Source organism: Lutimonas sp. (assembly GCF_051011215.1).
In the GTDB taxonomy this organism is placed as follows: Bacteria; Bacteroidota; Bacteroidia; order Flavobacteriales; family Flavobacteriaceae; genus Lutimonas.
This window is the reverse complement of the sequence record NZ_JBPCUJ010000026.1, coordinates 1-14,178: the sequence shown is the minus strand read 5'-3', so window position 1 is coordinate 14,178 and position 14,178 is coordinate 1. Positions and strand designations below refer to the sequence as shown.

The 14,178-nt window shown below is 40.7% G+C and carries 12 protein-coding genes; 10 read left to right on the top strand and 2 right to left on the bottom strand.

The window, feature by feature from the left end; translation table 11 throughout:
• The 10 genes from ACR2MV_RS03090 to ACR2MV_RS03045 form a co-directional block, all read left to right on the top strand.
• Positions 1 to 1,411: sulfatase-like hydrolase/transferase (locus tag ACR2MV_RS03090; RefSeq protein ID WP_434020433.1), on the top strand; the 1,411-nt coding region annotated here is incomplete at its 5' end.
• A 94-nt stretch (positions 1,412 to 1,505) separates the two neighbouring features.
• Positions 1,506 to 2,435, top strand: coding sequence for an ABC transporter ATP-binding protein (locus ACR2MV_RS03085; RefSeq protein WP_434020432.1), 930 nt, complete (start codon positions 1,506 to 1,508; stop codon positions 2,433 to 2,435).
• 231 nt (positions 2,436 to 2,666) lie between these two features.
• Positions 2,667 to 3,302, top strand: a complete 636-nt coding sequence (locus ACR2MV_RS03080) for a (2Fe-2S)-binding protein (protein ID WP_434020431.1) — start codon at positions 2,667 to 2,669, stop codon at positions 3,300 to 3,302.
• 1 nt (position 3,303) lies between these two features.
• Positions 3,304 to 5,646 carry a xanthine dehydrogenase family protein molybdopterin-binding subunit gene (locus tag ACR2MV_RS03075; RefSeq protein WP_434020430.1) on the top strand — a complete coding sequence of 781 codons (2,343 nt, stop codon included), beginning with the start codon at positions 3,304 to 3,306 and terminating at the stop codon, positions 5,644 to 5,646.
• 40 nt (positions 5,647 to 5,686) lie between these two features.
• Positions 5,687 to 6,703, top strand: a complete 1,017-nt coding sequence (locus tag ACR2MV_RS03070) for an FAD binding domain-containing protein (protein WP_434020429.1) — start codon at positions 5,687 to 5,689, stop codon at positions 6,701 to 6,703.
• Positions 6,704 to 6,714: 11 nt separating this feature from the next.
• Entirely contained in the window at positions 6,715 to 6,927 is a 213-nt protein-coding gene (locus ACR2MV_RS03065) for a hypothetical protein (protein WP_434020428.1), read from the top strand.
• Between the two features lie 236 nt (positions 6,928 to 7,163).
• A complete protein-coding gene (locus ACR2MV_RS03060; protein ID WP_434020427.1) occupies positions 7,164 to 8,885 on the top strand; it encodes an LIC_10190 family membrane protein in 1,722 nt (573 codons plus the stop codon).
• Positions 8,886 to 9,214: 329 nt separating this feature from the next.
• Positions 9,215 to 9,787, top strand: a complete 573-nt coding sequence (locus tag ACR2MV_RS03055) for a hypothetical protein (protein ID WP_434020426.1) — start codon at positions 9,215 to 9,217, stop codon at positions 9,785 to 9,787.
• On the top strand, positions 9,762 to 10,613 hold the full coding sequence (locus ACR2MV_RS03050; protein ID WP_434020425.1) for a hypothetical protein: 852 nt from the start codon (positions 9,762 to 9,764) through the stop codon (positions 10,611 to 10,613). The genes ACR2MV_RS03055 and ACR2MV_RS03050 overlap by 26 nt, the downstream gene beginning before the upstream one ends.
• 17 nt (positions 10,614 to 10,630) lie before the next feature.
• Positions 10,631 to 12,805 (top strand): caspase family protein, encoded by a 2,175-nt coding sequence (locus tag ACR2MV_RS03045; protein WP_434020424.1) that lies wholly within the window; start codon positions 10,631 to 10,633, stop codon positions 12,803 to 12,805.
• Positions 12,806 to 12,857: 52 nt separating this feature from the next.
• Here the strand turns inward: ACR2MV_RS03045 and ACR2MV_RS03040 are convergent, their stop codons facing one another.
• Positions 12,858 to 13,340 (bottom strand): hypothetical protein, encoded by a 483-nt coding sequence (locus ACR2MV_RS03040; RefSeq protein ID WP_434020423.1) that lies wholly within the window; start codon positions 13,338 to 13,340, stop codon positions 12,858 to 12,860.
• A 341-nt stretch (positions 13,341 to 13,681) separates the two neighbouring features.
• The coding region (locus tag ACR2MV_RS03035) for a hypothetical protein (protein WP_434020422.1) at positions 13,682 to 14,178 on the bottom strand (497 nt) is incomplete at its 5' end.

Sequence of the window (14,178 nt, the reverse complement as noted above, 5' to 3'; positions counted from 1 at the left end):
CTATGCCACCGGTATTTTTGGGAAATGGCATAATGGGGCCCATTATCCTTACCATCCTATGGGCCGGGGGTTTGATGAATTTGTAGGCTTTACTTCAGGCCATTGGTCGAGTTATTTTGATACTACCGTAGAGAAAAATGGAAAACCATTCTATGCAGAAGGCTACCTGCCTGATGTTTTGACCGATGAAGCGCTCAGCTTTATGAAACAAAAGTCATCAATAAATCAACCTTTTTTCTGTTTTGTTCCCTATCAAACACCACATACACCGCTGCAGGTACCCGATGCCTATTTTGATAAATTCAAAGGGAAAGGCGCAGATGATTTTAATGCCACCATGTATGGGATGGCAGAAAACATTGATGACAATATAGGTAGGTTGTTAGCAGGGCTTGAAAAACTCAAAATCCGAGACAACACCTTGATTATTTACATGTCTGATAACGGCCCCCTGAACCTGCGATATAACAAAGGTTTAAAAGGAAGAAAAGGTCAGGTAAACGAAGGTGGTGTGCGAGTTCCTTTTTTTATGAACTGGAAAGATCAAATAGAACCGGGTATTCGAAATGACTTTCCGCTGGCACATATTGATGTATTGCCCACACTGATACATTTGCTCGGTATTGAGTATAGGCCAAAGAATGCATTGGATGGAATTAATTTTAAAGCACTGCTTACTGACGCTGGCTCTTTGCCGGCAAGAGAGCTGTTTATGGAATGGGGCGGTAACAAAAGAGTTTTGTCAGATAATCATTTGATGATCAATGAGGAGCTATATAATCTGGCTGAGGATGAGGGTCAAAAAGATGATATCAGGTCAGATTTTCCTAAGATCTATGAAGATTTGAATAGCAGCTATCAAAACTGGTATAACGAATTTCTACAAGAAACTGTAGTCAAAGAAATCCCGGTGGGTTATGCAGATTATCCTTCAACAGTATTGCCGGCGCATGAAGCCAATCTCTTTCCTGAATTTGAATTTAGAAAGGACCGCCGTCATACAGGCATTGCCTATCATAGCCTCTATGGCTGGGCCCATGACTGGATCGATGACTGGACAAAAACAAATGCGTATGCTTCCTGGAATCTACGTATTGTGGAAGCAGGAACCTATGAGATACGTATCAATTATGCCCTTTCAAAAAAGAATGTAGGTGCCACCTTGTTGCTTGAGCTGGGCGATCAAAAAATAAGGGTAGCTGACTTAGCCGCTTTTGAGCATACGCCGAGAAAAAGTCATGACAGAATTCCGAGAGAAGTAGAGGCTCCGGAGACCGACTGGAAAACGATAAAGGTGGCAACACTTGAAATCCCTGCAGGTGCCATTGAATTGAAGGTGTCAAGCACCGAAATTCCTGGAGAAAAATCCATTGAATTAAAAGATGTGATTCTCACAAGAATTATAAACTGATTCAATGGGGTCTATTTTAGGAAGGGTTTAAATTTTTGTTTGAAGTCTTTCAAGAAAAATTCCATTCTTAACTTTTAAAATTTATTTTTGTGGCATGCTACAAGTAAACGATATCGCTTTTCGCTATAAGGAGGAGACTGCCCTGCTCGATACTATTAATTTTAAGCTCGAGAAAGGGGAGCATTTATGTGTGATGGGTGAAAGTGGTTGTGGAAAATCTACGCTTCTAAAAGTGATCTATGGACTTTATGACTTGGATAAGGGTTCGATTTCTTGGAATGAAGAACAGGTACTTGGTCCGGCTTTTCATCTGATACCAGGGATGAAGAACTTTAAGTATGTGGCACAGGATTTTGATCTGATGCCTTACACCACTGTGGCAGACAACATTTCTAAATTTTTGTCGAGAATTTATCACGAAGAATCAAAAAAACGGACAGATGAATTATTGGAGGTCATTGAAATGACTGACTTTGCTGAGGTGAAGGTAAAAACGCTTTCCGGAGGTCAGCAACAGCGAGTGGCCATTGCCAGGGCCCTGGCAAAAGAACCCGAATTGTTATTGTTGGATGAACCCTTTGGCCAGATCGATAATTTTAAAAAGCGCTCCTTGAGGAGAATGTTATTCTCCTATTTAAAGGAAAAGAACATTTCTTGTATTGTAGCCACTCATGACGCCGAGGATGCCCTGTCGTTTGCTGATAAGATGATCGTGATTCAACATAGGAAGATCATTGCAGCAGGAACGCCACATGAACTCTATACCAAACCTGCTAATAAATATGTAGCCTCTCTTTTTGACGATGTCAATGAAGTAGCGCTCAATGGTAAAAATCAACTCATCTATCCGCATCAGATCAACATAGTAGCAGATTCTCCTGAAAAAGCCAGCGTGCTTAAAAGCTATTTTAGAGGTTTTTATTGGTTGATCGAAGCAGATTATCAAGGCCAGTCGATTTTTCTGAATCATCATGAAAATATAGCAGCGTCTCAGCAAATATGTATCGATTTCAAGCTGAGCTAGTCAGATTTGGATCATCAGCTCATCACATAGCTGCTTTCTTCTGTTTAGCGATTCACTATGGATAAGGTTGATTGTAAATAATGAAACCCATCGTGATATTTGTTATCATATGCTACATAAATGTTATAGAAATCTTAAAATTTCAAGTTTCAATTGGCTATTTGCTGAATAATATCGTAACTTCAGGCTTCTTTTAAAACCAAACAAGTTACAACCCCATATTTTATATTTATGGAAGATAAAAAACAAGATGCTAATGCCGGTTCAAAAAAAGGCTTTAGCAGAAGGAGCTTCATAAGAGGAGCAGGCCTGTCTACGGCCGGAAGTGTATTGTTGACGACGAATGCCCTTGCTTTTGAATTCGAAGAAGGTCTTGCAAAAGGCAAGGAATATGGCCCAGGGGCCAACCTTATTCAGATGAAGGTAAATGGACTGGTTCAAACACTGAGTGTGGAACCAAGAACCACTCTTGCCTCAGCCTTAAGAGATCATTTAGAACTTACCGGAACCAAAGTAGTTTGTGACCGAGGATCCTGTTCTGCCTGTACGGTATATGTTGATGGGAAGCCCGTCAATTCATGTATGATGTCTGTATTCGATGTGGGCGATAAAGAAGTGACCACTATCGAAGGCATCGCCAAAAACGGAAACTTACATCCCGTTCAGGAAGCCTTTATTGAACACGATGCTTCTCAATGCGGATACTGTACACCAGGTATGGTCATGTCATGTGCCCATCTGCTCGATCATAATCCGAACCCAACCCTTGATGACGTCAAAAGCGCTACCAGAGGAAATCTATGCCGATGCGGAACCTATCCGCATGTATTTAAAGCAACCTTAGACGCAGCAAAAAAATCTAGTTAATATGGATACAAGAAAAGAAAAATTACCACATGGTATTCCTGGGCATAACTTAGGTGAAATAGAAAGAGATATACCCATCAATGAGCCACCAGCCTGGCCCGTTAATGACAAATTAAAACATATTGGGAAAAGGGTCACCAGAATAGATGCCCTTGATAAGGTAACTGGTAAGGCGAAATATACCTCAGATTTGAAATTACAGGGCATGTTATACGCCAAGATGTTTCGTTCTAAGGTGCCTCATGCTGTTGTCTCATCTATTGATGTGAGCAAGGCCCTTCAACTAGAAGGAGTACATGCCATTCATCTGATAGAGAATGAAGAAAAAGACGGAAAGGAAAATGAGAACGGGAAATACCCCATGGTCAAATATGTGGGCCAACCCTTAGGAGGTGTGGCAGCAGAAAGTCTGGCCATCGCCAAAGACGCGGTTGCATTGATTTCTATCAAATATGAAGAGAAACCTTTTGTGATCGATCTTGATTCGGCCATGTTAAAGGATGCGCCTATTGTGTTTAAGCAACCGATCAAGCAACAGGAAGACGGAGGAGATGTGGGTGAGACCCATGACGGAAGTAAAGGAACAGGAAATGTGCGCGGCCCTTCGACAAGTAGTTTTTTCGGAGGTCCCAGAGGGGATTTGGAAGCTGGTTTTAAGGAAGCAGATGTAATTATAGAAAACACCTACCGAACTCAGGTTCACACACATATGCCTTTAGAAACCCATGGTGTTGTGGTCGATTGGAGACCGGATATGATGACTATTTATGCCTCTACGCAAAACACGGCTTCTGTGAGAAATGAGATGGCCAGTGTTTTTGGATTGCCTAAAAGTAAGGTACGCGTCATTTGCGAGTTTATGGGGGGTGGATTTGGAGCCAAACACAGTGCCGGAAGTTTTGGACCCATGGCAGCAAATCTGGCGAAGAAAACAGGAAGACCTGTCTGGCTGATGCTCGACAGACAAGAAGAGCATATAGCCGAAGGGAACCGACCTAATTCAATTCAATGGTTGAAAATTGGAGCTAAAAAAGACGGAACACTGACGGGCATACAACAGCGTTCGCACGGAACAGCTGGTGTAGGCCTTGGAGCCGGAGTAGGTAGGATTGCACAGATCTTATATACCTGTGAGAACTTTGCCACAGAACAATATGATGTATTGACCAATGCAGGGCCAGGAGCTGCCTGGCGTGCTCCTGGAAATGTACAGGGTGCCTTTGGTCTCGAACAGGCCATCGACGAACTGGCTGAAAAACTGGATTTGGATCCTTTGGCATACCGTGATAAAATTGACAAGAGTGAAGTCAGGAAAGTAGAACGTCAACGAGGCGCCAAACTTTTTGATTGGTCGAGAAGAAAACCTGCGGGTTCGGCTGAAGGTGTGGTGAAGAAAGGACTTGGCGTTGGGCAATCTACCTGGCCCCGATTTGTAACCTTAGATTCTTCTGTAGAAGTAAAGATTCACAAAGGTGGTGGGGTTGAGATCAGATCGAGTGTTCAGGATATTGGAACCGGAACCAAAACGATTTTAGCCCAGGTGGTGGCCGAAGAACTCGGCCTTGATGTGGAGCATATTGCTGTGAATATTGGGGATACATTTTTCCCGGTAGGACCAGGATCAGGAGGAAGTGTGGTCACAGGATCCATCACGCCTCCTACCAGAAATGCGGCCTTTGAAGCCAAAAAAGAGTTATTAAAATTAGTGGCCAAAAAATGGGAAACTGATTCTTCAAATCTACGTATGAGCGATGGAGAAGTGGTGAATAGTAAAGATGACAGTCAGAAAATGTCTTTTAAAGAGGCGACCAGTTTGATGCGCACGAGTCAGATCTCTAAAGTAGAGAGTCGTTCGGATGACTATGGAGGGTTCCAGCAGCCCTGGGGTCTTGCCTATGGTGATCTGGGCTCGGTTCAATTTGCAGAGGTGAGCGTGAATACCAATACTGGTTTTATAAAAGTTGACAGGATCGTTGCCGCCCATAGTTGCGGGCGTCCGTTGAATATCGGACAACTGGAGAGCCAGATCAACGGAGGTGTTATTCAGGGCGTTTCCTATGCCCTGTATGAAAATCGAGTCATGGACAATGGCACGGGTCATATGATGAATGCTAATGTCGATCAGTATAAAACACCGTTTTCGATGGAAATTCCTCAAATAGATTCGATCATCGTAGAAGAATATGGAGGCAGGTCGTCGACAGATGCCTACGGTATTGGTGAACCTGCCAATATTGCCACAGCAGCCGCTATTGCCAATGCCGTGTACAATGCCATTGGAGTTCGTATTCATGAAATACCGATCACTCCGGCAAGTATTTTAACAGCCTTAAAGAAAGTTTAGCATGAGACCAGATCATCAAAAGTCTCTTAAATAATAAGATATGAATAAATTTAGTTGGTACGAAGCCAAATCTCTTGAAGATGCACTGGAGCAGGTGAATTCAACTGTTTCCGAGCAATTGTATGAATCTTCAAATGGGGCAGCCGTTTTTAAATCGGGTGGGGTAGATGTGTTGGATTGGGTGAAAGAAGGACTTTTAAGACCTGAAAAGATCGTCAATATTCGAAATATCCCCGGACTTGATACGATACGTTTCGATAAGAAAGAAGGAATGAGCATTGGAGCGAATGTAACCCTTGCGGAGCTTGCTTCCAATAATGAAATTAAAGAAAAATACCTGGCAGTGCACCAAGCTGTCAATCATGCGGCAACACCACAGCTCCGCAATATGTCAACCTTAGGTGGAAATTTGGCCCAGCGCAATCGCTGCTGGTACTTTAGATCTGCCGATCACCAGTGTTTTAGAAAGGCAGGCGATCGTTGTTTTGCCAGGCATTCAGAAACCGGAGAAAATGAAAATCACGCCATCATTGACAATGGCTCTTGCGTAAGTGTTCACGCATCTTCCATTGCCACGGCACTGATGGCTTTTAATGCCAGTGTGGTAATCGTAGGAGAGGATGGAAAGAAGCGAGCTGTAGGTATCGATGATTTCTTTGTAACCGCAGCGAAGGATATCTCCATGGAAACTGTTTTAACATCAAAGGAGATCATTACGGATATCATTTTGCCACCTCCTTCGAAAAATACCAAAAGTATTTATGTCAAGCATGTGGCCAGAGAATCTTATGACTGGTCCTTGGGTGATGTAGCGGTGGTGATGGAAGTTTCGGGCGATACCTGTAAAGAAGCAAGCATCGTACTCGGAGCTGCTGCGCCAACTCCTTATCGTTCTGTACCGGCACAGGAGGCCATGCAAAAAATGAACATTAATGATGAGAATGCTGAGAAAGCGGCTGAGGCAGCCATGTCTGTAGCACGCCCTCTCTCAAAGAATGCCTATAAGGTGCCTTTATTTAAATCGATAATAAAACAAGCAATTACAGAAATATCCTAGCAAAAGAGTTTATGAAATCAAAAAATAATTCAATATGTAAATATCTTCGTGCCAGAAACCCATATGGCATGATGGAAGGTGGTGAGCAGCCCTGGCTTTTATTAGATGATGCCAATACCATTTGCTGGTGCATCAAATCTGCCGGAGGATCAGGACCTGACAATGGCCTGGTATCTACTTCAGAATGTCAAGAAGGCAGGTCTTGTTATGCAGCCGGAGATTAAAAATATGCTTGCGGCAAAAGCGTTTATTTCTCAGGAAATATGTTTTGCTCAGCGACCCTAAAGGCACCAAGCAGATCAGAGATAATGCACAGCTTGTGCCTGGTATAAAATAATTGGTTTGTTCCATAGCGTGTTTTAACGGACATATGGAACAAACCTTTTTTATGAAACATATCCTGATTATAATTATATTCACTTGCTAAACATGAACTATAAATTCGGACCGTTTTGATGATATGATCGCTGTAATTCTATACTGGTTTTTTTTATTTTTTGTCAGTGCTGTTATCGGTAATGCAGCCGTGTCAAGGCTCGGAATTAACAAAGCTCATGTAGCCGTTGTTCCTTTTGTCGGTATTTTGTGTACCACACTCTTAGCAAGTATGTATGCCGTATTTGCAGGCCTATCTCTCTATTTTGAACTGTCTTTACTGATTTTGGTCGGAGTTATTTTCAGCCTCACAAGAAAAGATTTCCAGAATTATTTAAAGCGCTTGCAGGAAATATGGAAAGGGATGAACCAATTTCTTCAGGCCTTGTTTGTCATCATCTTTTTTTTAGCGGCCTTTAAAAGTGCTGGCCTTCCCTTTATTCTTGATAACGAAACCTATTATGTGGCTACCATCAAATGGCTCGATCACTATGGATTCGTCCCTGGATTGGCGAACTTACATTTGTTTTTAGCACAGCATTCAGGCTGGCATATTGCCCAAAGTAGCTTAAACCTCGATTTTTTATACCCTCATTTTAATGATCTCAATGGTTTTTGCCTTGTTTTGGTGACCTTATATGCATTGGATCAACTTCACCAATACTTCGAGTCTAAAAAAATAAGCTCCCTGATCATCGGTCTGTTTCCGGTGTTTTATGTGTTGCTGTTTCAGTTTCTTTCTTCCCCGTCTCCTGATTTACCGATATATGTGCTGAGCGTCCTGATTGTTGGAGCGTTTTTTGACCATGTGGAGGAAGACGGAGCTTCGACGATTCCCCTTATGTTGCTATTGGCAGTTTTTGCCTCGTTTATAAAAGTTACCGCCGCGCTATTACTTGTTTTTCCTTTGGCTGCCTGGTTGTTTTATAAGAAAAGTGCAAAAGGGAAAAAATGGCTGGTACTTGGTACCGGACTTTTGGCGGCTGTATTGTTTGGCCTAAAGAACTATATCATATCCGGCTATGTGTTGTATCCCTTGTCATTTTCAGCTGTAAAAGGACTGGATTGGTTGCTACCACCGGACTTATTGAGCTATATAGTAGACAGTACCAAAGCTTTCGGGTTTTACCTCGCTACAGAAGATTATCTGAGCAAAAACACGCTGGAATTGTTTCTAAGCTGGATAGGCATGTCTGGATTGCACGGGTATTTTAACAAGTATTGGATCTTACTGCTGGCTGTGTTTCCTGTGTTGCTCTTTTTTAGAAAGGAAAAGAAAACGCTATGGCTGCTCTATGCCGTAAGTATGCTGCAGTTTCTTTTGCTATGGTTGAGTTCTCCACAATACAGATTTTATTTAGGTTTTTTGATATTACTAAGCGCCGTGATCATGGCATGGGTGGTACACCAAAGAATGTGGATGATTCGATTATCGCTGGTCATATCCGTCGTCTTGATCTTTGTGACGACCTTTTTTAACCTGAATATAGCAGCACTAACCGACAATGAGGCTCATTCCACACTGGATACTTTTACGTTAAATCACATGATAGAACCACAGGGAAATTCAAAGTATGTAGAGGCTACATTTACTGAAAACGACTTGGATGATACACCCATGTATAGCCCGGAAGGGATCGACTTTTTTTGGGCGGTAGGAGATTGCCCTTTGCCATGTATTCAAGTGGATCAGTACAATTATTTTCGATACCATTTTAAACGGGTACCTGCCATGAGAACGGATCAGCTCAAAGATGGATTTTATTCAAAAAAGGTACCCGATCAAAATTTTGATTTGGAGGAATAATTTGGAGATTATTCACCTCCAAAACAGGTCCAAACACACCTACAAAAACATCTGCAATTTCAAGTTAAAAACGGATCTTTTACGAGTGAAAAACACTAAATTACCTGCTGATTGGAATCTAAATTCCATGTGTTTTTTATGATTTTTTAACTTTTTTTTAAGTTTATTTTTACCGGCTTCAAGGCCTTGTTATATCAGTGATTTATTCTGTTTGATCGACCTTTTATTTCAGTAATTATTAAAGCCAAATTCTTTTTCGGTATGATTGTTGTAAATATCAGGGGGTAAAGTTAATTTTTGTATAATTAAAACCCCCTAATACTATGGAAATGAAAAAATTACACCTTATTTTATTTGTATTATCCCTCGCAGCGATCGGCTGTAAATCTAAAAAAGAAATTGCTAAAATTGAAGATTCTACTGAAATTGCCATCCCTTTTTCGGGCAAGCAATATGAAAATAATAAAGACTTTTTTAGGGCAAAACAGGTAGGTGAAAGTTCCGATCTGGCAACGGCCAAAAAGATTGCCGAACAAAATGCCAAAGCCGAAATGGCGGGTAATATCAATGCCGTGATCAAAAGAGTCACAGAACAGTATACCAACCAACGTTCTGTGGGAAGTAAAAAAGACTTTGAGAACAAATTCGAAGAGATGTCTCGTGAGGTGGTTCGCTTAGATGTGAAAGACGTTCGTGTGATCGGAGAAAAGCTCTATAAACAAAAAGACGGGCTCTATAGTTATTGGATTGCTATTGAGAGTTCAAAGGAAACTACTTTGGCTGGCGTATACGACGGTATTAGCAAAGATGCTCAGTTGCAACTTGACTTTGACAAGTATAAGTTTGAACAGATCTTTAATGATGAAATGAACAAATATGAAAAGGAACACGGCCTTAATTAAGCGCAGGTTTGTTTCAGTTTCATGTTGTTTTATAATTCTATTAAGTAGTTCACTTTCCGCACAGGAACAGGTACGGGTGCTGGCGAGCGGTAGCTCAATCAGTCGGGATAAAACCCCCGAACAAGGGCTGGATGAAGCCCTGATCGACGCCAAGAAAAATGCCTTGTTAAAGGCCGGTATTTCAGAACAGCTGGTGGTATCCAACCTATTGCATTCCTATGGAAGTGAAGATCATATAGAAACCTATTTCTACGGCATTTCCAACACGGAGATGGGTGCGAACATACTCGTTGACAGTATTTATACTGAGCACAATGACTTTGATCGCTTTGGAAATATGGTCATCTCAGTTGAAATTGAAGCCCTGGTCTATACCTATGAAAAACCCAGGGATCCTGGATTTTTCTTTGAAGTGGATGCCCTAAAGGAGGTGTATTATGAAAACGAATTCATACGTTTTTCATTTACGCCTTCTCATGACGGTTACCTGACTGTTTTTGCTTTTAATGAGGCGGAGTCATTTGTGCTCTATCCTTTCGAAAATGAAGACGTTGGATATTTAAGTGATAAAAAGGAACAGCTGTTTGTCAAGGAAACAGAAGTGTTTTTTCCAATCAATCCGGCCTATGATCCTGGTTATTCTATTGAACTAACCGATCCTTCGGAAGATGAACACAGTCTGTTGCTTTTTGTGTATACGAAAAAGCACATCCCTTTTATACAGGAAGAAATCAGTTTGGAAGCTGTACGCTCTTGGATCTATCAGATTCCAATGGACCAGCGTGACGTGGTGTATAGAAATGTATTGCTCAAACAATTCGATTAATTTTTGAACTCATAAAAATGAAAAAAATCCCCCCTCTTTTATGGCTGATTTTACTGACTGCTGTTGGCTACGGGCAACATGGAGATAGCAAGTATGCCGTTTTTGATAAAAAAATGGTCATGCTAAAAGACTTGAAGAAAGATTCAGAACTAGTCTGCGTAGTGCCCAAGGGTGATGCGGTTCGTATTGTGGAAAAGGTAAAAGGCCCTATTTATAAGGCTCAGTATGGCGATTGGAATGGTTATATTGTTTCTTTTAATTTAAAGAATCGTCTGAGCGCTAAAAAACAGCCGGCCACAAAAACGTATGTAAAACGAAGTTCAGGAAGCAAGCACTATGTGACCCTTTCACGAAGAACCTATATAACGAAAAAATCCAATTATAAACTAGTCGTTTCAGTACCGAAAAAGGAAACCATAGAGGTGATGGACCGGGTCAAGAAAGGGAAATACCTGGTGCGTTATAAAAACCATGTTGGCTATACCGATCTGAATAGTTATAACGTAAAGAATGAAGTATCCCAGGCCCTGCTTTCTACCATGAAAATAAACAAGGCTTCAGGACCTAGGTATTATGAAGAGCGGTTTCCACCCATTTTGAGTATTGATGATGTCACCTTGACCAAACCCATTTTAAAGGCTGATAGTTATACCCGGTTAAAAGTTACCTTGAGTAATTCAGGTATTGGAGACGCCAACAAGGTCTATGTTCGCTTGCGAAGCCAAAACCCCTTGATCGAACATGCGGAAATAAGCCATTTCCCTGCTATTGGACCTGATGGAGGCCAGGGCACGGTATTCGTGGATATCAGAGGTGATGCGGATTTACGAAATGGTATTGCAAAACTGTACTTGGAAGTGATAGATGAAGAATTTAATGGGCCTGTATTGCAACGTGAGGTGCGAATCCTAACAGAAGAACTACCCAAACCTAAATTGGTGATACCTCATTATGTGGTGCGTGAAACGGAGTCTCAGTTTGCCAATAACAGGATCGATCTTAATGAAATGGTGGATCTGAATTTTACCATTCGAAACGATGGTAAGGTCAATGCAGAGAGCTTAAAGATTAGTGTGGCAAGCGGACAAACGGGTGTGATCTTATTGGGACTGGTAAAGAATAATTTTGTGCAGCGTCAAAATACGCAGGTTAAGACAATTCTGCCCGGAGAATACTATAAGATGACTTATCGCTATTTTGTAAATAGTGAATTTCGGGACCAGGCCTTGAAATTTAAGATCAGTGGTAGTGATCAGTACCACGGTATTGATTTTTCTGCAGACCTGGTTTTTCCTTTGGATGAGGCCATTACGGATGGCTATGTCTTTGAAAGTGGCTCGGATAATAACGATCGCTATTTTGAAAATTATGAACATCGTTATAATGAAGCACCGATTTATGATGTGGATATCAATATCCCTGTGACCAGAGAAGTACAAAAGCATACCTATGCCCTGATCATCGGAAATGAAGATTATACCTCAAGGCAACGCTCGCTGACCACAGAGCAAAATGCGAAATATGCCGTCAACGATGCCGAAGTTTTTAAGAGTTATTGTCATAAAACTTTAGGTGTACCTGATCGGCATATCAAATTGCTGCGCAATGCCACAGCGGCAGAAATTAGTCAGGGGCTGGCCTGGGTCAATAATTTGGCACGCATTGAAAAAGGCAAGGCAAAGATTATTTTTTATTATTCAGGTCATGGCCTACCTGATGAAAAAACCAAATCACCCGTGCTTATTCCGGTAGATGTTTCTGCCAATAATCTGGAATATGGTATTCCTTTATCAGATGCCTATCATTCCTTGATCGAACATCCATCCAAACAGGTGACGGTATTTTTAGATGCCTGTTTTAGCGGGGGAGGCCGAAATCATGGCTTGCTCAATAGAAAAGGAATCAAAGTAAAAGCCAATAAGAATGTGATTCTGGGGAATATGGTGGTGTTTTCATCGAGTTCCGCCAGAGAAACTTCATCAATTTTCAGTGGTTCCAGACATGGCTACTTTACGTACTATTTGCTTAAGAAGCTCAAAGAGACCAAAGGCAATATAGATTATGACAGCCTTGGTGAATACCTGATCAATACGGTAAGTAAAGAGACCGCCTTGAATGGTATTATACAAACACCAGAGGTTAATTTTAGTCAGAAAGTAGCGGATGACTGGAAGAAGTGGTCACTGAAATAAAAAGAGGCCAGCAAATACGCTGGCCTCTTTAATTTATTATGGGAAAATGCTATTAATACTTTATTTCAGGATTTTCAACGCTTTTTGAAACTGTTTTTTGAACATCCACTACCGGAACTTCAATGGTTAAGAACGTATCTTGTCCATTTTCGTCCTGACCTTGATAGAACTGAAAAATATAAGTTTCTCTTTGCAGCGCCTGAACTGGAATAGAGAAAGTAGTTTCTCTAATATTTAGTGTACAAGGCACACCATCATCTACATGGGAAATGGGGTAAATGAGCCTGGAAGTACCTTCATAGAAATAGTCATATTGATTATAGAAATAATAGCAACTATTAGGTAATTCTATGGTGACGTCGATTCTATAGGTATTGCCATAGACAAATTCATCCGGTAGGTCCGCACTTGTGACTTTTACATATTCATAATGGTATTCATGATCATTGTTATCGTCATCACTGCACGATGTCACCGTGAAAGCAAAGGCGATAAATAGAATCATTAAGTAATTGAACTTTTTCATTTTTTTCATTTTTTTTGTTTTAAGTTGATCCAAATATAGGATACAATTCTGAAGAGAATTATGACATTAAATGTCTTAGTTTTATTTTTTCACTTTTTGCTTCTCTGGAAAAAAGAAGCAGTAAGGAAACATTTAAAAGGGAATGATCATCAACTCATATTTGTTTTCATAATTCGTGATTTGCGTCAAAGTTGTTTTCCGAAGAAAAACAAACCAAATCTCGGACGGAGGTATATGAGCTCCTAGGTTTCAATACATAATAAGTCTTACTAAGCCATAAATATCCTATGGAGATGATCTGTGTCTTGACCGAATGCTGCGATATTCAATAATTCTGATTCGATATTCACTTAATGTTTTAAAAATTCCCAGTCAAAAATATTTTTTTCGCTTTCCTCATCACAAATGACAAGTTCAGAAACATCATCTGTAGTTTTAGTAAAATAAATCGGATTTTTTAGCTTATTTGAGGTCTTATATTCTAGTTTCATTCGCTTGCCATCCATGCTAAATGTATAGGTGTCATTTTTGAGATGGGTAAATTTTAGTTGTGTTTCTGAATTTTCAAGAATTGTCACATCTTCATTGTTCAGTACCTCGCTCCTGAATTCAAAACATTCGTCGGATACCATCAATTTTTCAAGTTCCAGGTCAGACATCCAAATGTCTAAAGTTTGATTCATGTCGTCATTTATTTTTATATAAATGCGCATATCTTCCTCAAAGGCCTTCCAGGTGCTGCCATCATATTTTTCAAGGTAGGTTTCATCCATAAGCAGATTTTTATCCTTGCCTTCTTCAGCGCAGCTAAAGAAAGAAGTTATTAGTACCAGCATCACAAAGAACA